This window comes from Sediminibacterium sp. TEGAF015, assembly GCF_025997995.1.
Taxonomy (GTDB): domain Bacteria; phylum Bacteroidota; class Bacteroidia; order Chitinophagales; family Chitinophagaceae; genus Sediminibacterium.
Window position 1 is genome coordinate 208,466 of the sequence record NZ_AP026683.1, and the last position, 18,800, is coordinate 227,265.

Annotated in this window: 20 protein-coding genes; 11 read left to right on the plus strand and 9 right to left on the minus strand. The window is 39.0% G+C overall.

Going from position 1 to position 18,800, the window contains the following annotated elements; all coding sequences use genetic code 11:
• Window positions 1-4: 4 nt before the first annotated feature.
• Entirely contained in the window at window positions 5-1,021 is a 1,017-nt protein-coding gene (locus TEGAF0_RS00925) for a GSCFA domain-containing protein (RefSeq protein ID WP_264899299.1), read from the plus strand.
• Here the strand turns inward: TEGAF0_RS00925 and TEGAF0_RS00930 are convergent.
• From TEGAF0_RS00930 to TEGAF0_RS00945, 4 genes are read right to left on the minus strand one after another with little or no spacing between them, the layout of a single operon-like run.
• Window positions 996-1,865 carry a hypothetical protein gene (locus TEGAF0_RS00930; protein ID WP_264899300.1) on the minus strand — a complete coding sequence of 290 codons (870 nt, stop codon included), beginning with the start codon at window positions 1,863-1,865 and terminating at the stop codon, window positions 996-998. The two genes, TEGAF0_RS00925 and TEGAF0_RS00930, sit on opposite strands and share 26 nt — an antisense overlap.
• The gene (locus tag TEGAF0_RS00935; protein ID WP_264899301.1) at window positions 1,843-2,340 is read right to left on the minus strand and encodes a methylated-DNA--[protein]-cysteine S-methyltransferase; all 498 of its coding nucleotides are present in this window, start codon (window positions 2,338-2,340) and stop codon (window positions 1,843-1,845) included. Before TEGAF0_RS00935 ends, TEGAF0_RS00930 begins: the two co-directional genes overlap by 23 nt.
• Before the next feature lie 43 nt (window positions 2,341-2,383).
• Complete coding sequence (locus tag TEGAF0_RS00940; protein ID WP_264899302.1) at window positions 2,384-2,713, minus strand: tRNA-binding protein; 330 nt, start codon at window positions 2,711-2,713, stop codon at window positions 2,384-2,386.
• The gene (locus tag TEGAF0_RS00945; RefSeq protein ID WP_264899303.1) at window positions 2,713-3,585 is read right to left on the minus strand and encodes a transglutaminase-like domain-containing protein; all 873 of its coding nucleotides are present in this window, start codon (window positions 3,583-3,585) and stop codon (window positions 2,713-2,715) included. Before TEGAF0_RS00945 ends, TEGAF0_RS00940 begins: the two co-directional genes overlap by 1 nt.
• 205 nt (window positions 3,586-3,790) lie before the next feature.
• Between TEGAF0_RS00945 and TEGAF0_RS00950 the strand changes: the two genes are divergently transcribed.
• Window positions 3,791-4,867: a fatty acid desaturase family protein gene (locus TEGAF0_RS00950; protein ID WP_264899304.1), complete on the plus strand. Its 1,077-nt coding sequence runs from the start codon at window positions 3,791-3,793 to the stop codon at window positions 4,865-4,867.
• 153 nt (window positions 4,868-5,020) lie between these two features.
• On the opposite strand, the gene topA is transcribed toward TEGAF0_RS00950, so the two are convergent.
• The gene (topA, locus tag TEGAF0_RS00955) at window positions 5,021-7,630 is read right to left on the minus strand and encodes a type I DNA topoisomerase (protein ID WP_264899305.1); all 2,610 of its coding nucleotides are present in this window, start codon (window positions 7,628-7,630) and stop codon (window positions 5,021-5,023) included.
• Window positions 7,631-7,706: 76 nt separating this feature from the next.
• Window positions 7,707-8,591 (minus strand): alpha/beta hydrolase, encoded by an 885-nt coding sequence (locus TEGAF0_RS00960; RefSeq protein WP_264899307.1) that lies wholly within the window; start codon window positions 8,589-8,591, stop codon window positions 7,707-7,709.
• A gap of 93 nt (window positions 8,592-8,684) precedes the next feature.
• On the opposite strand from TEGAF0_RS00960, the gene TEGAF0_RS00965 reads away from it, so the two are divergent.
• From TEGAF0_RS00965 to TEGAF0_RS00985, 5 genes are read left to right on the plus strand one after another with little or no spacing between them, the layout of a single operon-like run.
• Window positions 8,685-9,020: a 2Fe-2S iron-sulfur cluster-binding protein gene (locus TEGAF0_RS00965; RefSeq protein ID WP_264899308.1), complete on the plus strand. Its 336-nt coding sequence runs from the start codon at window positions 8,685-8,687 to the stop codon at window positions 9,018-9,020.
• A 30-nt stretch (window positions 9,021-9,050) separates the two neighbouring features.
• Window positions 9,051-9,290 (plus strand): Fe-S cluster assembly protein IscX, encoded by a 240-nt coding sequence (gene iscX, locus TEGAF0_RS00970; RefSeq protein WP_026751494.1) that lies wholly within the window; start codon window positions 9,051-9,053, stop codon window positions 9,288-9,290.
• Between the two features lie 4 nt (window positions 9,291-9,294).
• A complete protein-coding gene (locus tag TEGAF0_RS00975; protein WP_264899311.1) occupies window positions 9,295-9,807 on the plus strand; it encodes a KdsC family phosphatase in 513 nt (170 codons plus the stop codon).
• A 25-nt stretch (window positions 9,808-9,832) separates the two neighbouring features.
• Window positions 9,833-10,768, plus strand: coding sequence for a geranylgeranylglycerol-phosphate geranylgeranyltransferase (locus TEGAF0_RS00980; protein ID WP_264899312.1), 936 nt, complete (start codon window positions 9,833-9,835; stop codon window positions 10,766-10,768).
• A 5-nt stretch (window positions 10,769-10,773) separates the two neighbouring features.
• Window positions 10,774-11,355 (plus strand): Maf family protein, encoded by a 582-nt coding sequence (locus tag TEGAF0_RS00985; RefSeq protein ID WP_264899313.1) that lies wholly within the window; start codon window positions 10,774-10,776, stop codon window positions 11,353-11,355.
• A gap of 28 nt (window positions 11,356-11,383) precedes the next feature.
• Here TEGAF0_RS00985 and TEGAF0_RS00990 read toward each other — a convergent pair whose 3' ends face one another.
• A complete protein-coding gene (locus TEGAF0_RS00990; protein ID WP_264899315.1) occupies window positions 11,384-11,794 on the minus strand; it encodes an OsmC family protein in 411 nt (136 codons plus the stop codon).
• Between the two features lie 45 nt (window positions 11,795-11,839).
• Here TEGAF0_RS00990 and TEGAF0_RS00995 point away from each other — a divergent pair, with 45 nt between their 5' ends.
• Genes TEGAF0_RS00995 through TEGAF0_RS01005 form a run of 3 tightly spaced genes read left to right on the plus strand, consistent with a single transcriptional unit; the run spans window position 11,840 to window position 14,601 of the window.
• Entirely contained in the window at window positions 11,840-12,664 is an 825-nt protein-coding gene (locus TEGAF0_RS00995; protein WP_264899317.1) for a hypothetical protein, read from the plus strand.
• 28 nt (window positions 12,665-12,692) lie between these two features.
• Window positions 12,693-13,640 (plus strand): lipoyl synthase, encoded by a 948-nt coding sequence (gene lipA, locus TEGAF0_RS01000; RefSeq protein WP_264899318.1) that lies wholly within the window; start codon window positions 12,693-12,695, stop codon window positions 13,638-13,640.
• Window positions 13,633-14,601, plus strand: a complete 969-nt coding sequence (locus TEGAF0_RS01005; protein WP_264899320.1) for a phosphodiester glycosidase family protein — start codon at window positions 13,633-13,635, stop codon at window positions 14,599-14,601. Before lipA ends, TEGAF0_RS01005 begins: the two co-directional genes overlap by 8 nt.
• Here TEGAF0_RS01005 and TEGAF0_RS01010 read toward each other — a convergent pair.
• Window positions 14,561-15,556, minus strand: coding sequence for an ROK family protein (locus TEGAF0_RS01010; RefSeq protein ID WP_264899322.1), 996 nt, complete (start codon window positions 15,554-15,556; stop codon window positions 14,561-14,563). The genes TEGAF0_RS01005 and TEGAF0_RS01010 overlap by 41 nt on opposite strands.
• A 40-nt stretch (window positions 15,557-15,596) precedes the next feature.
• On the minus strand, window positions 15,597-17,204 hold the full coding sequence (locus TEGAF0_RS01015; protein WP_264899323.1) for an MFS transporter: 1,608 nt from the start codon (window positions 17,202-17,204) through the stop codon (window positions 15,597-15,599).
• 123 nt (window positions 17,205-17,327) lie between these two features.
• Here TEGAF0_RS01015 and TEGAF0_RS01020 point away from each other — a divergent pair, with 123 nt between their 5' ends.
• Window positions 17,328-18,743 carry a glycogen synthase gene (locus tag TEGAF0_RS01020; protein ID WP_264899325.1) on the plus strand — a complete coding sequence of 472 codons (1,416 nt, stop codon included), beginning with the start codon at window positions 17,328-17,330 and terminating at the stop codon, window positions 18,741-18,743.
• Window positions 18,744-18,800 lie beyond the last annotated feature (57 nt).

The window sequence follows — 18,800 nt, forward strand, 5'->3', positions numbered from 1 at the left end:
CTCCATGAAATTTCATTATGATTTTCCAATAAAAAAAATGGATTCCCCCATTGCTCATCATCATCGGATTTTAATGATGGGGTCTTGTTTTACGGAGAATATAGGTCAATATTTAAGAAATCATTCATTTCAGATTCTTGAAAATCCCAATGGGATTTTATTTAATCCGGCCAGTGTTGCTGACGCTATCCTTTCTTACATAAATAAGGATGAAGTAAAAGAAGAAGATTTGTTTCAATTAAATGAAACATGGCATAGCTGGAAATTTCATAGCCGTTATTCGGGTGTTTCAAAAGAAGAGGCGCTTGAAAAAATGAATCGCAATATAGCTGAAGCACATCAATTTTTAAAGACAGCCAGTTACATAATTGTAACATTGGGTTCTGCCTGGGTATATGAATTAACCGACGCGGCCAATGGAAAATTGGGAACTATGGTAGCCAACAATCATAAAGCACCTGCTTCTTGGTTTCATCGCCGTTTATTGTCTGCAGAAGCAGTTAAATCGATGCTACTGCCAATTATTACCGCATTGCGTCAATTCAATCCTATCCTACAAATAGTCTTTACTATTAGTCCAGTAAGACATTTGCGCGAAGGGGTGATTGAAAATAACCGTAGCAAGGCCGTTTTAATACAGTCTGTTCACGATCTGACAAATGAATATGAACACCTTTATTATTTTCCTTCGTATGAATTGGTAATTGATGATTTAAGGGATTATCGCTTTTATGCAGAGGATTTGGTACATCCCAATTATCAGGCTACCCAATATGTTTGGGAAAAATTTGTAGATGCCTGTATTGATGACTCCAGTGCCCAATTATTTAAAACCATACGTGAAATTAAATTGGCGTATCAGCATAAGCCTTTTAACGCTTCTACACAGCAACATCAGCAGTTTTTACAAAAATATGCAACTGTTACACAAAGGCTTTCAGAGCAATATCCTTATTTGCAGCTGCAGACTGAATTGGATTATTTCAGAACCGGTATCAGAAGTCGGGAACAGGCGGATTAGAAAGCGCTGATTCAAGCGTGATTAATTTGCATAAAGCGGCAAGTTCTTTTTTTTGAAGAAAGTTTTCAATATCGGCTTTGTGTAAGAGCCCAGTTACAATAACAATTGTTTTATTGCTGTTTGCGTTGAGTTGATCCCATATTTTTTTATTGATTACAGCGCTTCTTTCATCCCAGAAATCTAGTTGAGCATTGTACCAGTTACCATAAGGCTGAAGTGCCGGATATTGGAGGGTAAGTCTTCTGATAAAATGTTTTTCCCTGTAGAGTATATTTTCAATGGTGTCTGTTAAAGATGCTCTGTTCATTTGAAGCAAAGAACTGTCGAGTACTTGCAAAAAAGCGTTGTTGATTTCTGTATATTTTTCATATTCAGCCGACTCAGGACCATTTAGTAATCCCTGCAGATACACATTGGATAGTGCTTCCTGATGGCTTTTTTCCATTGCCCTATTGTATGCTATATATGTTTTTCTGTTAGGAATATAGACATCAAAGGGTGAAACACAAACCAGCTTATTTTGCTTCTGAAATTTTCTTACAGCCCTGTATTCAACAGGATTTTTCCAGATTCCCAGCCATTCAGCTGTTTGTGCCCCCCACACTTTATTAATGGAGCAATTACTTATAATAGTAGAATCCAGTTCCATTAAAATTAAATCGGGATTAATTCTTTTGATAACATTGTACATGCTTTTAACGGTTAACTTTTTATTGCCGTTATGTTTGGTGCCAATAATGATGACTCTGTTAGGCGAAGGTTCTGCGTGTATACTAGACGTAAAGAGTAAACAAGGAACCAGCAGTAAATAAATGATTAATTTAAAATAAGGTTTGTACACCATGTGCAATTTTAAATTCATGTTGTAATAACCATTTCTTTCTCCACATGCCGCCGGAATAACCAGTTAAAGACCGATCGCTACCAATTACTCTATGGCAGGGAACTATGATGGCAATTTTATTTTTACCATTTGTAGTAGCTGCTGCTCGAATTACTTTGGGATCACCTAATTTCTTAGCGAGGTCCATGTAGCTGATGGTTTTGCCAAATTCAATATCCATTAGTTTGTTCCAGACCCTAATTTGAAAATCAGTGCCATCTTGGTGCACTGGTAAATCAAATTGTCTTCTCTTTCCGTGAAAATATTCAATTAACTGTTCTGTACATTGGTGCATAAGTTCTGTTATACCAGGAACTCCATGCTGTAATTGATCTTTGTTGTCTACAAAACTGAGTTCACCAATATAGTGATCATTGCCTCCTATCTGTAATAGTCCAACCGGACTTTCATAATACGTATAATGCAATTCACCCATTGACAACATTTATCCCTCTAAATATACTGAACAAAATGATTGCTTAACCAATTTTAGCTCCATTCATTACGGGCATATTGGGTTCAAGCAAAATCACCTGGTTCTGCTGGTCATAAACGCCCAGCACCAGGCATTCGCTAAAGAAATTGGCTATTTGTTTGGGTGGAAAATTAACTACTGCAATGATTTGTCTGCCAATCAGGTCGTCTGGTTTGTAGTGGGCCGTTATTTGTGCCGAAGACTTTTTGATACCTAGTTCGCCAAAGTCAATGCTGAGCTGAAAGGCAGGTTTGATTGCTTCCGGGAAAAGGTTTACAGACAGGATTGTTCCTGTTCTGATATCTATTTTTTCAAAGTCCTGCCAACTAATCATCAGGCTTTCAATATATTGGCTAACTGAATTAATTCTTCTTGTTTATACTGCTGATCAGGATTAGTAAAACACTTGGATAACTCTTTAATTAACCTACAGATAACATCGCTGTTGGTCCTGGGTTTGAAATAATTTGGATCAGCTATTTTACCTAGACGGTTCAGGTAAGTTTCAATGTCGTTGTGAGAATATGCCTGTCCGTTTGTAGCGTCAATAAAAAAATGAATCTGATCTCTGTAATACTGGCTATTGTCCTCAAAATCCGTATCAGAGTGATAAAAAGCAATCAGCGATTGTTTGGGTATCTGAATCAGCCTGGCATTGATTTCCAGTTTTTCACAAATTACCTGGTAAATTATGCTATTTGCAATAGCATTGCCTTTTTTGGATTCAAGTACTTTATGAAGAAAAAATTCATCCGGATTATCATATTTTAATTCAATGCCCTTCAAATGGTAGTAGTTGTAAATAATGCTGCTCAAAACATTTGCCTGTTCCAGAGGAGTTAAGAAGCTATTTAATTCCAGCCATACATTTCTTCTGATTTTTTCAATATCCTGAATTACCGGTGTTGTTTGTAGGTCGGGATATTGAAACTTGGCAACCAGTAAAGCACCGAAAAGCAAATCGGGGCAGGCACTGTTTTTCCATTCGGTCAGGTCTTGTTGTAAATCAGTAAAATGCAGTCGATGAATAATCATTTCAATTCTTTCCTGTATTGCCTGATTAGGAGTGGTTTCCCAAAGGTGTTCCAAATTAGGTATTACAGGCTTCCCGTAAGCTACTAGTCTTTCGGTAACGCTGCTGTAGACTAATTCATCCGGATCATCAATAAGGGTAAACAGGGCATTTAATTCTGTAGTCTCCTGCATAATTGCTTGTATTCAATATCAAACTAAAATCATTTTTATGAAAAGGTCAAGGATAAGTTATTCAAACCTTGTGGATATATGTTGAATTTGTGACATAATAATTTAAACAGTCTGTCGTTGATTTGTCATTTTCTTTTTAAATTAGTAACATTAACAAAGGTATCTGGCTGTTAAATTCTACCTTTGTGATTATCAATTTTTTTGAATGAGTACATTTACTATCCCAAAATTCCCCGCTGTTAAGCAATCCCTTCATTTAGAGTTGAAAAAAAGAGTACAGGCTTACTTTGATGAACGTGGCATTGATGCTACAGGGACCCCCAAGTTATTTACCAAAGCGATTATTATGGTAATTGCTTTTGTAATTGTTTACACGCATCTCGTGTTTTTTACTCCTGCCTGGTATTTTGCTGTTACCGAATGCATCATTTTAGGTGGTTTAGTTGCAGGTATTGGTTTCAATGTAATGCACGATGGTAGTCATGGAAGTTTTAGTACCAACCGTTGGGTAAACAAAATTGCTGCTTCTTCAATCAGCTTATTAGGTGCCAATCACTTTATGTGGAATATGAAACACAATATGATTCATCATAGTTTTACCAATGTAGATGGTGTTGATGATGATATTGAAGTGGGCATATTAATGCGTATGGCACCAACTCAGAAAAGAATGAAGGCGCATCGTTTTCAACATTTATATTTCTGGGTTTTATACATGCTGTTGTATGTTTTCTGGATTTTCTTTACAGACTACAAAAAATATTTTACACAAAAAATCGGAAATGTTCCTTTGAAGAAAATGAGTCTTTCCGATCATATTGAATTCTGGGCAGTTAAAGTGTATCACGCTGCAGTATTCATTGTTATACCCGTTGTTGTTGTAGGATGGATAAACTGGGTGATTGGTTTCTTTACTATGAGTTTGTTTGCTGGTTTTGTGCTAAGCATCGTTTTCCAGTTGGCTCACACGGTTGAACATACAGAATTTCCTGTAGCCGACATTGAATCACACAGATTGCCTGATGAGTTTGCTGCACATCAGATTAAAACCACAGCAAATTTTGCCACCAAGAATAAATTAATAAGTTGGTTAGTAGGCGGTCTGAACTTTCAGATTGAACACCATTTGTTCCCTAAAATTTCTCACGTGCATTATCCTGCCATCAGTGAGATTGTGAAAAAGGTTTGTCAGGAATACCAATTACAATACATTGAATATCCTACTATGCGCAGAGCAGTGGTAGCACATGTGCGTTTCTTAAGAGAAATGGGTAGGGCTTAGCAATAATATGGTTTTATAAGTTGTTTATAGTTGACAACTGCCAATAAAAAAACTCCGACTAAGTCGGAGTTTTTTTATGGCAATAATACTTGCTATAACTAAAATTTGTAATTGCTGGAAGCTATTCCAATAGCTGGCGAAAATTCCGCTGAACTACTTTGTCGTTTTTTTAGGAGTGGCTTTTTTAGTAACGGACTTCTTTGGCGCTGCTTTCTTGGAAGCTGCCTTTTTGGTAGCGGCTTTCTTTGCTGCTGTTTTTTTGGTGAAAGCTCCAGGTAACTGCTCTTCAATCATTTTCTTTACATCCTCCAAACTGATGTTCGAGAGCGATTCGGCAGTTGGTTTTGTGCCGTCTGCCAATTTCCCCAATTTTAGCATTTTCTTCTGGAAGCGGATAAACGGACCCCAGCGACCGTTTTCAATGGCAATTTTCTCTGATGGCCATTGCTGAATGAAGCGGTTGGCTTCTTTTTCCAGTTTCTTTTCAATCAATTCATTAATGTCCTGTTGACTCAATGAATCAAAATTATACGCCTTTGGGATATTGATAAACAAATCATTCCATTTAATGAATGGCCCGAATCTTCCTTTGCCTTTTGTTACGGGTAATTCATTGTAAAATGCAACGGGGGCATCGGCCTCCTGTTTTTCCTTAATCAATTGAATGGCTCTGGTCAGATCCATCTCGTGTAAATCTTCCCCTTTGGGAATAGAGATGAATTGTTCCCCTAATTTAATATAGGGACCAAATCTTCCAAGGTTTACAGACAATTCTGCTCCTTCGTATTCGCCCAATGTTCTTGGCAAAGAAAACAGTTCCATGGCTTCTTCCATAGTAATGGTTTCAATGCTTTGAGAGGGTTTCAATTTGGCAAAACGCGCTTTCTCATTTTCATCACTCGTGTCTCCAATTTGTACCATCGGACCATATCTCCCCATACGGGCGATTACTCTTTTTCCGGTTGCTGCATCAATACCCAACTCTCTTTCGCCCTTGGCTCTCTCTGCATTTTCCAGTGTATGTTCAATAGTTTCATGAAAGGGTTTATAAAAACCATCAATCATATTATTCCAGGTTAAATTACCCTCTGCAATTTCATCGAATTCTGCTTCAATTTTGGCGGTAAAGCCAAAGTCCATCACTTTATTAAAGTGTTGTTTCAGAAAATCTGTAACAACCATTCCCAAATCGGTAGGGAATAGTTTTCCTTTTTCCGCTCCGGTATTTTCCTGAATAATTTCCTTTTCAATTTCATTGCTAGCAGTCAGCTTTAATATAGTGGCTGCTCTCCTGATTCCTTCCTTATCCCTTTTTTCTACATAGTTCCTTTTCATGATGGTAGAAATGGTAGGAGCGTAGGTAGAAGGTCTTCCAATGCCTAATTCTTCCAGTTTTTTTACAAGGGAAGCTTCAGTATATCTTGCCGCAGGCTTTGTGAATTTTTCACTTGCATTCATGTACTGAAAATCAAGCACCTCATTCACTTTTATAGGTGGTAACATACCTTCTGTGCTCTCTTCATCTTCTTCGTCTTTGCCCTCCATGTATACCTTTAAAAATCCATCAAATTGCATGACTTCGCCTGTGGCAGTGAGCATTTCGTGGTTAGTGCTTACTTCAATTTTAGCTGTTGTTTTTTCAAAAGCAGCATCGCTCATTTGAGAAGCAATGGTTCTTTTCCAAATGAGTTCATACAATCGCTTACATTCTTCATCTTCCACCGTATGATTGCTCATATAGGTAGGACGAATGGCTTCGTGTGCTTCCTGTGCACTTTCGTTTTTATTCTTGAACTTACGGGGCTGATGGTATTTAGACCCGTAGCTTTTATTGATTTCGTTCTGTATATCCCCCAATGCTGTTTCACTCAATGCAATACTATCTGTACGCATATAAGTGATTTTACCACTTTCATATAATTTTTGCGCTATAAGCATGGTCTTGCTTACACTATAGCCCATTTTTCTGGAAGCTTCCTGCTGTAGGGTAGAAGTAGTAAAGGGGGCAGCCGGTGTTCTTTTAGCAGGTTTTACCTGAATGTCTTTAACGGTATATTTTGCATTTATGCAACTTTCAAGAAAAGCACCTGCTTCTTCCGTTGTATGCAATCTTCCAGGGCCTTCCGCTTTGAATTGTACGGGTTTCCCATTAATATCAGTGGCTTTAAATACCGCTTCAATCTTATAGGAACTTTCCGAAATGAACTGATTGATTTCACGCTCTCTCTCAACGATTAGTCGTACCGCTACACTTTGCACCCTTCCTGCACTCAGACTTCTTTGCATGCCAATTTTACGCCATAAAACCGGACTCAATTCAAATCCCACCAAACGATCCAATACCCTTCTTGCTTGCTGGGCGTTCACCAGGTTCATGTTAATTAGCCTGGGATTATCTACTGCTTTTTTGATAGCGGGTGCAGTAATTTCATGGAAAACAATTCTTTTAGTAGAACGAGGGTCTAAGCCTAAAACTTCTGCCAAATGCCAGCTGATGCTTTCTCCTTCACGGTCCTCATCCGATGCAAGCCATACTTCTTCAGCTTTTTTAGCCATTTGTTTCAGCTCTTTTACAACTTTTTCCTTCTCGTCAGGAACCTTGTAACGGGGCTGATAATGATTGTTTACATCTATACCCATGTCGTCCTTTTCCAGGTCTCTAATATGACCATAACAACTTCTCACTTCAAAATCCTTACCCAGAATTTTTTCAATGGTTTTTGCTTTTGCGGGCGACTCAACGATCAGTAAATTTTTTGCCATGTAGAAATTCCGATTCTAAGATTTTACTTCAATGATTTGGGTTAAATGCAATGCAATATTAGGTGAAAGGATTAAATCACAAAAAATTGGGCTCGGAAGAAGGTTCCAAAAATGCCATTATTTTGTTGCGCGTACTTGATTCCTTATATATTTTATTGTGCCCCAATCCATGTGTTATATAAAATTGTGTACTGGGTATATCCTCTGTTAATAGTGGTTTTACATCTTTGAATGTGCAGATGGTATCTGTTTCATCGTGTACCCAAAGTACCTTTGCAGCTATTTTTTTTACCACTCTGGGAACAGAAAAATATTCTATTGGTTCTCCCGCCAATTGCCGGATATAGGCTTCAAATGCCTCTTGCACTTCTTTTTTTGCAGGAATCAGGGCGAAAAAGTTCTCGATGGCTCTTTTTGTTTCAGTAGCAGGGGCAATTAATACCAGTTTTCTATTGCTGATATTTTCCATTTTCTCAATGGCTAAGCTGGCGGCTAAGCCGCCCAGTGAATGACCAATCATCCCATAGAAAGGACCAAATTGTTTTTCTATGGCCAGGATACAATCCCTGTAAATAAGCGCATTAATTCTTTTACCATCACTAATTCCGTGTCCGGGTGCATCAAATGCCAGTACCTCGTATCCACTTTTCACCAATGCCGTTACATAGGGCTCAAATTTGTAAGAATAACTACTGAAACCGTGAATGATCAGTACTTTTTTTGCTTGAGCCAGTTCAGATTTCCATTGGAATCCCCTTACCGTTACGTCTCTGAGATCTACCGATACAGGGGTTGAATGGTGAAAAATGGAGGGGATCTTGACTCCTTTTTTAACTTTGAAAGGGGTGCAGAACAGGTCAAAAGCAGCAGCTGCTGCTTTTTCGGGTGAAACTATCCCGAGTGTTTTTATTTTAGTTCTGTAATATTTAAGCAATATCCGCTGACTCCATTTCATCTTCATGATTCAAAGATATTTAATTAATTCCGACTAAACTTTTTAGCATAATAGGGGTTAATAAGAGTTTTAAATACTTTTGCCAACCAAATTGTGATTATGTATACCATTGAAATTGAATTTGAACAGAAAGGATTAGAGAAAGTAGTCTTGGATAATATTGCCCCTGACCAGAGTTTACTGGAGGTTTGCTTAGACAATGGCATTGAATTGCACCACAATTGCGGGGCAGTTTGCGCTTGCAGTACCTGTCATTTGTATGTGAACAGTGGCGCGGAACACTTGGAAGAATTGGGTGACAGAGAAGAAGATTTTATTGACAGAGCAGTGAATCCAAGAATTAATTCAAGATTGGGTTGTCAGTGTGTTCTGCAGCCTGGTTCCGGTAAAGTCAGTGTTACCTTACCTGATCAAACCCAATTTTTAGGAGAATAATTATTCAGTCAAGTACTTTAAAGAAAATATATGAGCCATTTTGAGCCACCCATTCATTGGAATGACCACGAAGATATTGCCATGAAATTGTATGAGCGTTTCGGAGACGATTTCACTGAAGCTAAAATTTACAGAATCCGTTTTACTGATTTATTGGAATGGATTTTAGAAGTGCCTGGTTTTGAAGGTACCAGAGAGCAAAGCACAGAAGGTCATCTGGAAATGATTCAGAGTGCCTGGGTGTATGAATGGAGAGATAACCAAAAATAATATATTGGAAAAGTTCAGTTTAATCAAAACGTTTGTATTTGATGTTGACGGGGTATTAACCGATGGTACTTTACTGGTTATGCCCAACGGGCTCATGGTACGCAGCATGAACATCAAAGATGGATATGCACTACAGCTGGCCATTAAAAAAGGGTACCGTGTTATTATCATTTCCGGTGGTCAATCACCTGAAGTAATGGAGCGACTGAACAAACTAGGGGTAAAAGAAGTACATATGCAGGTTACCGACAAGCTATCCCTCTTGCAGGAACTGGTTGGTAACAAGATAGAGGATCAGCAGCATTGTCTGTACATGGGGGATGATATACCCGATCTTGCCTGTATGCAATGGGCAGGAATGGCAGTGTGTCCGGCTGATGCGGTAACAGAAATTAAATCGGTATCTTATTATATTTCAGAGAAAAACGGCGGGATGGGCTGCGTAAGGGAAGTGATAGAAAAGGTAATGAAACTCCGTAATGACTGGAATGAAGATTTTACACTCAGAGCCCAATAGGCGCTGATATAAATAAGCGTAGCTTTTGAAACTTATTGCCGCATTCTTAAGACTGATTAGATGGCCAAATCTGGTATTCATTGTTCTTACACAGTGTTTATTTGAGTGGGCAATTTATGGTCGTGTTTATCCATCCAGCAACTTAACTGCATTTTCGAATACATTTATACAACTGCTAATCGCCTCTGTTTTCATAGCTGCAGCCGGTTATATTATCAATGATTATTTTGATCAGAATATTGATCAAGTAAATAAACCGGAAAAAATGGTGGTGAATGTAATCATCAACAGAAGATGGGTCATATTCTGGCATATGACTTTGAGCCTTGCAGGTCTTTTCTTTACAGCATTGGCTTTACCAATAAACCAATACTGGCACCTGGTGCTGGGCAACCTGGCAGCAATTTTATTGTTGTGGTTATATTCTACCAATTTTAAAAAACAATTGTTAATTGGGAATGTCCTGATTTCATTCCTAACAGCCTGGGTCATTTTAATTTTATTCTTTGCCAAATATCCTCTGGTAATGCACGAAATGCTTGGGCTAGATCATGACAAAGTGCGGTTTTTCCGATTAACTATTTTATATGCTGCGTTTGCCTTTATTATTTCTTTGGTAAGGGAAGTTGTAAAAGATATGGAAGATATGGAGGGTGATCAAAAGTATGGATGTAGAACCATGCCCATTGTCTGGGGTATTCGTGCAACTAAGGTATTTGTTGCAGTTTGGCTTGTGGTATTAATTGCTGCCTTATTGATTTTACAGTTTTATGTGTTGGGCCTTGGTTGGTGGCATAGTGCTTTGTACTGTTTGCTATTTATTATAATGCCCCTTGCAGTTATTGCACATAAACTATACAAAGCGCATACAATAAAGGAATATCATCGTTTAAGTACCTTAATTAAGTGGGTAATGTTTACAGGTATTCTGTCTATGGTATTCTTTCAATTTTATGATTAGTTAACATGCAAAGATCATTAATACTGGCTTCCCAAAGCCCTAGAAGAAAACAATTACTGGAATGGGCTGAAATTAATTTTACAATTGAAGTTGTAGAAACGGATGAAAGTTTTTCAACGGAAATGGATCCTACTGAAATTCCCATTCATATTGCCCGCGCAAAAGCAATTGCTGTTCAGGAAAAAAGAAAGCTGGATGGTAAAGATTTTGAATCACCAGTTTATTTGGCAGCGGATACTGTTGTGGTATTAAACAACGAGATCATCAATAAGCCAAAAGATAGAGCAGATGCCATTGCCATGCTTTCCAGATTGTCTGGTCAGCAACACAGGGTTATTACCGGTGTAGTTATTTTAGACAAACAAGAAGAGATTGCTTTTTCAGAAACAACCCATGTTCAGTTTCATGCACTAAGTCAGGCACAGATAGAACATTATGTAGACCAATATAAGCCTTATGATAAAGCAGGTGCTTATGCCATACAGGAATGGATTGGAGTGATTGGAATCGCCTCTATTAACGGGGATTTTTACAATGTGATGGGCTTGCCGGTAAGCAGGGTGGTGAAGGCGCTGCCTGTTTTCTAAGCAGCAGCCTTTCCTTTTTCCGTATCTTCTACCAGCTGAATGTTAGATCCAGTTCCAGATCGGGATGTAATGACCTTTCTACCGGACAGGTTCTGGCGGTGTTTTCCAAAATGGTTTTTTCCTTATCGCTCAGGTTTTGTAAGGATTCAGGAAATTGAATATGTATGACGATTTTGCCAATACGGCGAGGATCCGGATACATTACTTTGGTAACATCTGCCTTTGTTCCGTCCAGTATAATATTGTCCATGGTCTGGGCTTTGATGCCCATGGTGGTAATCATACAGGAAGCCAGTGCAGTTGCCACTAAATCGGTGGGGGAAAACCTTTCCCCTTTTCCCTTGTTGTCGGTAGGTGCATCGGTTTCAATTGCAGATCCGCTTTGTAAATGGGTAGCAGTGGTTCTTAAGTCGCTGGTATAAATAATTTGTGAAGTCATTGCATCAATTTTGCTTTAAATTTACATCTATCAAATTAAATGGAAGTGAAGAAACTATTTTTCGTGGTTTGTCTCTTGTCGGGAACAGGGTTAATGGCGCAGAAAAAACAACTTTCTGAAGCCGCTATGCAACGTGCTCAAAAGAAGGAGGAGAGAAGGGAGAAAATAAACCAGTTAATTAAACAGGAAGAAGAAGGTGCATTAATATTTAATAAACAAAGTGCTTTCAGTATTAATTTAAATACGGATGGCTGGGGACTGAAATACGAAAAAGGCAAATATAAATCCATTACTTCCACCAATCTATGGTGGTTGGAATTTGGAGAAAGAAAACATCCCAAGGAAGAGCGCATACCTACACTTTCCTCCTCTGGTGGGTTTATTCTGATTTCCAATTATATCTATGGAAAACAGAATAATTTCTATTACCTCAATTTAGGTTTTGGACAGCAGAAATTAATAGGGGGTAAAGGAAATAAAAATGGTATTGCAGTTTCTGCTATATATGGTGCAGGATTGAGTGCCGGATTACTAAAACCTTATTATTTAGATGTTCAGAATCTCCAGACAGGGGAGAGAAAGCAAATTAAATACGACGGAACCAATGAAGCTATTTTTCTTGATCCAAATGCCATCTTGGGAAGAGGCGGGCTATTTAAAGGCTTCAATGAAATAAAATTTGTGCCGGGCGTTCATGCCAAATTCGCCCTTCGGTTTGATTATGGCCGCTACAATGAATTGCTTTCTGCCATTGATGTGGGCATCAATGCATCCTACTATTCCCAGAAAATGCCCATTCTTTTGTTAAACCCCGAAAAGAACTTCTTCTTTAATGCTTACGCAGCATTTACATTCGGTAGAAGAAAGTAGTTAATTTTGTGCCCTAGAATTGAAGCGCATGCAAGAATTACCTGTTGTACCCAAAATACCTCAAGATACTGTTGTATCCAGCGATACACCCTTAAAAAAGCCCAACTGGCTTAGGGTTAAACTGCCTATTGGGGAGAGTTATAAGCACGTTAGAGGCCTGGTAGATACGCATAAACTACATACCATCTGTGAAAGTGGTAATTGCCCGAATATGGGGGAGTGCTGGGGCGAAGGAACCGCTACTTTCATGATTCTTGGTAATATCTGTACCCGTAGCTGCGGATTCTGTGCGGTTGCCACAGGAAGACCCCTGGCTGTTGATTTTGATGAGCCACAGCGTGTAGCAGAAGCCATTCACTTAATGAAAGTGAAGCATGCGGTTATTACCAGTGTAGATAGAGATGAATTGAAAGACGGTGGATCCATTATCTGGTACAATACCATTAAAGCAGTAAAAGCGTTAAATCCGGATACAACACTGGAAACCCTGATCCCTGATTTCAGAGGATTCAAAGATCAGATTCAGCGTATTATTGATGCTGCCCCGGAAGTGGTTAGCCACAATATGGAAACAGTGGAAAGAATAACCCGTCAGGTTAGAATCCAGGCCAAGTACAGAAGAAGTCTGGAAGTGCTGGAGACATTGAAAAAAGGGGGTATGAGAACAAAGACCGGTATCATGCTGGGGCTGGGTGAAACCAAGGAAGAAGTGGTGCAAACTATGAAAGACCTGGTGGAAGTGGGTACGGATGTTATTACTCTTGGCCAGTATTTGCAGCCTACTAAAAAGCATCTTCCGGTACAGCGTTTTGTTCATCCGGATGAATTTGCTGAATTACGTGAAATTGGTTATAGTATCGGGTTTGATTATGTTGAAAGCGGCCCGCTTGTGCGATCATCTTATCATAGTGAAAAGCACGTAATTCCCGGATACGGAAAGAACAAATGGCTAATGGAAAAAGCCGTTCATGCTTAGGGTATTCCTTTTATTTTTCCTGATTCCTTTTGCCGGAACTGCCCAGTATAAATGGATTCAGGCAGATACTACTTTTGGTCCTTTGCCAAAGGGTGTGCAATTGTTTTATTCAACTGATTCACTTGATGGCAAACCGAATAAAGTATTCTTTTGTAAGATTCCGATTACGAATCGCCAACTCCTTTTCTCTATAAAAGTGGGGAATGGAAAAAGATATACTCCATCAGCCTATTACCAGGATAATGGACAACCATTTCTAGTGGTAAATACCACTTTCTTTGAGTTTGTTAATAACAGAAATTTAAATGCAGTTGTACAGGATGGGAATCTAGTAGCATATAATGTTCATAGTTTACCAGGTAAGGGTAAAGACACACTAACTTATCGTCATGCTTTTGCCAGTGCAATTGGAATTTCCAGAAAACGAAAAGCCGATATCGCCTGGTTGTATACCGACAGCAGCAATAAATATCCACTAGCTTCTCAAACAGTGATTCCTTTTTTTAAAGACAGTAATGCTACCGTGTACCCATCTTTTATTCAATCTAAGTATAGACTGAAAAAATGGAAAATGCAGACAGCGGTAGCAGGAGGTCCTGTTTTGATTCAAGATGGACAAATCCAAATTACCAACAACGAAGAAATCCGTTTTCCTGGTAGTCAAATCAATGATAAACATCCCAGAACAGCTATGGGATATACTGAAAACGGGGATTTGATTGTAATGGTTGTAGAAGGAAGAAATCCCGGTATTGCTGAGGGTGCCAGTTTGGTGCAGCTCGCACATTTGCTTCAGTCTGTAGGTTGCACTGAGGCATTAAATTTAGATGGTGGAGGAAGTAGTACCTTGTTGATTAATGGCAATGAAACCATTAAGCCAAGCGATAAAACCGGGCAACGCCCGGTTCCCGCCGTATGGATTATTTCATCTCCCAAACAAGGGCAGAAGCGCCCAGAATAGCCGCATCTGATTCCTTTAAATGGCTTACCAGTATTTTTACTTTATTCTCAAAAACCTGAATAAGGTTGGCTTCCATATGTTCGCGAGTAGGCTTAAGTATAAAATCGCCTGCTTTGGTTAACCCCCCGAACAATACAATTGCCTCAGGGCTGGAGAACATGACGAAATTGGCAAGGGCCATTCCTAAAATTTTCCCTGTAAACTCGAATATTTCTTTTGCTAGCTCATCACCTTCGATGGCAGCTTCATATACTTTTTTCGAATCAATCTCATTGAAGGGTATATTTCTGAGTAAACTAGGCTTGTCACTTTTTTGCAGGAATTCAATTGCACTCAAACGAACGCCGGTTGCAGATGCATAGCTTTCCAATGAACCTTTTTTCTGGGTTCCTTCGTGTAATCTGCCGTCCGGGATGATAATGGTATGGCCCAATTCGCCAGCGAATCCATCATGCCCATATACCAGTTTCCCATTGGCAACAATTCCACTCCCTACACCTGTGCCTAAGGTAATCATGATAAAATCATTCATCCCTTGCGCTGCACCGTACATCATTTCTCCGATGGCTGCTGCATTGGCATCGTTGGTAAGTACTACAGGCAGTTTAAATTTGTCTTCTGCCATTTTACCAAATGGGATAATCCCTTTCCATGGAAGATTAGCAGCGTATTCAATGGTGTTCTTATAATAGTTGCCGTTTGGAGCACCAATGCCAATTCCCTTAATTCTACCAATTCCGCCAGCCTGCTCAATCAATGGAGCTATATTTTCGTATAGGTCATCAATATAAGGCATCACTTCCATGTGATTGCGTGTACTCATTTCACCGGAAAACAATAGGTTTCCAACGCGGTCAACAATACCATATTTGGTGCCTGTTCCACCTATATCAATACCAATTGCCAATGGTTCCATAGCCCCTGTTGTGTTTCTGATTTCTTGTTTGGAATTCATATTTTCTAATTATTATGAATGAATATGTATTGGATAAAGATTAATGTCCTCCTCCAACTTGTGCATCAAAATCAATTCCCTGTGCTTTTAATACTGATTTCATTTTTAATGCCAGATAAACCAGAAATGCAAAGCAAGCAGCAGCTATCAGGTAAGATTGATGCATGCCAATAGCAGGGCTATCTCCAATTGATCCTTGTAATGGCGGAATGATGGCTCCCCCTAAAATCATCATGATTAAAAAGGCAGAGCCTTGACTAGTATATTTTCCTAATCCTCCAACGCCTAGTGAGAAAATACATGGCCACATTACAGAGCAACATAAACCACCAGCCATAAAAGAATACACAGAAATTAATCCATTGGTGAATACCCCAATCAGCATGGCAACAGTTGCCAGTGAAGCAACAGCTACTAAAGTTTTAACTGGTTTCTCTTGTCCGTAGAAAAAGGCTGCAATGGCCAGCGCAATGTAAACAGCATATCCAAATAAGTCTGACACATCACTGCCGTACAAATTATTTACATAAAGTACTACTCCAAAAGCAAAGAAAGGAACAATAATCGTAGCAATGGTTTTGGTGGCACCTTTCAGGTTAAATACCCCAATGGCACCAGTCCATCTTCCTATCATTAAACTACCCCAATAGAGTGAAACATATTTGGAAATCTGACTCTCTTCTAAACCTGCTTCGGTTAAATATCCGGGAATTCTGAGTAATGCGCCAAAATTATTGTCAATGGTTACTTCCACTCCCACATATACAAAAATCCCAATCATGCCATAAATCAATTGTTGGTATTTCATAGCACCCCATCCTTCCGGATTTTTTACTGCCAGACTGTTGGAGTAAAATAAAATTCCTACGACACTAATGAGTGAAAGTAACAATAAAGTTAGTTTGGGCACTTCAGTGAATTGTCCAACAATTATAATTGCGCCTATTAATAAAGTCATCACAAATAAGGAGGAAGCAGCTTTGTTTGCTTTTTCAAATTTTTCATCATTCTTGCCTTCGGGCAATTTAGATACTGCAAAGAAAATGGCGACAGCTGCAAATACACCTGCAACAATCAAATAAAGGGTATTGATATTGGTTACGGTAACTTCTGTGTTAGCATTGCCTACTGAACCAAATAAAAAGAAACTAACAATAATAGGCCCCAATGTGGTACCCAGCGAGTTTACACCTCCTGCCAGATTCAAACGATGGGAACCTGTTGAAGGATCGCCTAATACGATTGCAAAAGGTTGTGCCGAAGTTTGTTGAAGGGAGAATCCCAACGCAACAATAAAGAAAGAACCAAGAATGGCAGGGAATGAGTTTGCATTGGCAGATGGAATAATCAGTAATGCACCTACCACTGAAATAGCAAGACCATAAATGATTCCTTTTTTGTAACCGATTTTATTCAAGATATCATATCCTACAAAATTGGATAGTATAAACAGAATTAGGGAACCAATGAAATAAGCTCCATAAAATGCGGAACCAATCAATTGTGATTCAAATTGATTCAACTGAAAATGATTTTTTGCAAAGGGGATAAAAATGCTATTGGACGCAGCAATAAAACCCCAAAAGAAAAATACAATAACAAGGGTGGCTAAAGCACCAGAATTGGTAGGCTGTTTAGGTTGACTCATAACAATCGTTCAATTTTACAAACAGGGAAAATAGTAATAATTGATTGAAGCAAAAATTTTAAATCGGAATTTGAGGGAATCAGTTTATTAGCTATCTTGAAAAAGAAGTCATAATAGCATTTTATGGAAATTATACATGTTAGTGCAGAGTGTTATCCGGTGGCAAAAGCAGGCGGATTGGGAGATGTGGTAGGTGCTTTGCCTAAATACCAGTGCAAATCAGGAGATATTGCCAAAGTAATTATGCCCATGTATCGCACCAAGTTTCTTTATGAAAACGACTGGACGGTCGATTTCAAGGGTAGTGCCAATTTGGGTAACTGGAATTTTGATTTTACTGTGATTAAAGAGCCGACTAATAAGTTGGGGTTCGACCTGTTTTTAATTGATATCAATGGGCTGCTCGATCGCCAGAAAATATATGGTTACGACGATGATGCAGAACGGTTCACTGCTTTTCAGATAGCGGTAGTTAGCTGGATCAGTAGTTGGGAACATAAGCCTGATGTGGTGCATTGTCATGATCATCATACTTCGCTTATACCCTTCATGATGAAGTATTGTTATGCCTTTCAGCACTTGGGTTCTGTGCCTACCGTTTTTACCATTCATAATGGACAGTACCAGGGATGGATGGGCTGGGATAAAAGCATTTATATACCCAAATGGGATTTATGGAAACGTGGCATGCTCGATTGGGCAGGAAATATTAATCCCCTCGCGTCAGGTGTAAAATGTGCGGATAAAGTTACCACGGTTAGTTGGAGCTATATGGATGAGTTAAGACATAATGCCAATGGGCTAGAAGCTTTGTTTGAATATGAAAAGGGGAAGTGCCTTGGTATATTAAACGGTATTGATAATGAAGTCTGGAATCCGGAAACAGATACCTATTTAGCCCATCATTATTCAATAAAGACAGTAAAAAAAGGAAAAGAACAAAATAAGAAAATACTCTGCGAACAGTTCGGATTGGATATTTCCAAGCCTTTATTTGTGTTCATTGGAAGATTGGTAGGCGAAAAAGCAGCAGATATACTGCCTGATGCCATTAGAACCGCTATGCATCAAACACAGGGTAATGCATGCTTTCTGATATTGGGTAGTGGGGAAACGAATATCGAATGGGAGTTACAGCAGATGACGAATCATCACCAGGGAATATACAATGCCTACATTGGATACAATGAACAGCTAAGTCATCTGATATATGCCGGTGCCGATTTCTTATTAATGCCCAGCAGGGTAGAGCCCTGTGGGTTGAATCAAATGTATGCTATGCGGTATGGAACGGTACCTGTAGTAAGAAGCACAGGGGGCTTACAAGATACGGTAACCGATATGGGCGATTCGGACGGGTTTGGCATTCGATTTAATAATGCTACCGTGGAAGATTTGGCGTATTCTATTGGCAGGGGTGTCTCTGTTTATCAAGATCAGGCGCATATGGACAAAATGCGTAAGCAAATGATGCAAATTGACCATAGTTGGGAGAGTACGGTTGCGGAATACCGACAAGTTTACCAGAATTTAAAATAAAAAAACTAACTTCAAAGCAGTATAAAGCTATCAAAATATAAAAGCGAAAATCAATTT

What these genes read in the sequence shown, in the direction of transcription:
- TEGAF0_RS00950 (WP_264899304.1), top strand. Translation starts at nt 3,791, where the DNA reads ATGAGTACATTTACTATCCCAAAATTCCCCGCTGTTAAGCAATCCCTT.
- TEGAF0_RS00930 (WP_264899300.1), bottom strand. Translation starts at nt 1,865, where the DNA reads ATGGTGTACAAACCTTATTTTAAATTAATCATTTATTTACTGCTGGTT.
- TEGAF0_RS01005 (WP_264899320.1), top strand. Translation starts at nt 13,633, where the DNA reads ATGCTTAGGGTATTCCTTTTATTTTTCCTGATTCCTTTTGCCGGAACT.
- TEGAF0_RS00960 (WP_264899307.1), bottom strand. Translation starts at nt 8,591, where the DNA reads ATGAAGATGAAATGGAGTCAGCGGATATTGCTTAAATATTACAGAACT.
- lipA (WP_264899318.1), top strand. Translation starts at nt 12,693, where the DNA reads ATGCAAGAATTACCTGTTGTACCCAAAATACCTCAAGATACTGTTGTA.
- TEGAF0_RS00935 (WP_264899301.1), bottom strand. Translation starts at nt 2,340, where the DNA reads ATGGGTGAATTGCATTATACGTATTATGAAAGTCCGGTTGGACTATTA.
- TEGAF0_RS00925 (WP_264899299.1), top strand. Translation starts at nt 5, where the DNA reads ATGAAATTTCATTATGATTTTCCAATAAAAAAAATGGATTCCCCCATT.
- iscX (WP_026751494.1), top strand. Translation starts at nt 9,051, where the DNA reads ATGAGCCATTTTGAGCCACCCATTCATTGGAATGACCACGAAGATATT.
- TEGAF0_RS00945 (WP_264899303.1), bottom strand. Translation starts at nt 3,585, where the DNA reads ATGCAGGAGACTACAGAATTAAATGCCCTGTTTACCCTTATTGATGAT.
- TEGAF0_RS01020 (WP_264899325.1), top strand. Translation starts at nt 17,328, where the DNA reads ATGGAAATTATACATGTTAGTGCAGAGTGTTATCCGGTGGCAAAAGCA.
- TEGAF0_RS00990 (WP_264899315.1), bottom strand. Translation starts at nt 11,794, where the DNA reads ATGACTTCACAAATTATTTATACCAGCGACTTAAGAACCACTGCTACC.
- topA (WP_264899305.1), bottom strand. Translation starts at nt 7,630, where the DNA reads ATGGCAAAAAATTTACTGATCGTTGAGTCGCCCGCAAAAGCAAAAACC.
- TEGAF0_RS00985 (WP_264899313.1), top strand. Translation starts at nt 10,774, where the DNA reads ATGCAAAGATCATTAATACTGGCTTCCCAAAGCCCTAGAAGAAAACAA.
- TEGAF0_RS00965 (WP_264899308.1), top strand. Translation starts at nt 8,685, where the DNA reads ATGTATACCATTGAAATTGAATTTGAACAGAAAGGATTAGAGAAAGTA.
- TEGAF0_RS01010 (WP_264899322.1), bottom strand. Translation starts at nt 15,556, where the DNA reads ATGAATTCCAAACAAGAAATCAGAAACACAACAGGGGCTATGGAACCA.
- TEGAF0_RS00940 (WP_264899302.1), bottom strand. Translation starts at nt 2,713, where the DNA reads ATGATTAGTTGGCAGGACTTTGAAAAAATAGATATCAGAACAGGAACA.
- TEGAF0_RS01015 (WP_264899323.1), bottom strand. Translation starts at nt 17,204, where the DNA reads ATGAGTCAACCTAAACAGCCTACCAATTCTGGTGCTTTAGCCACCCTT.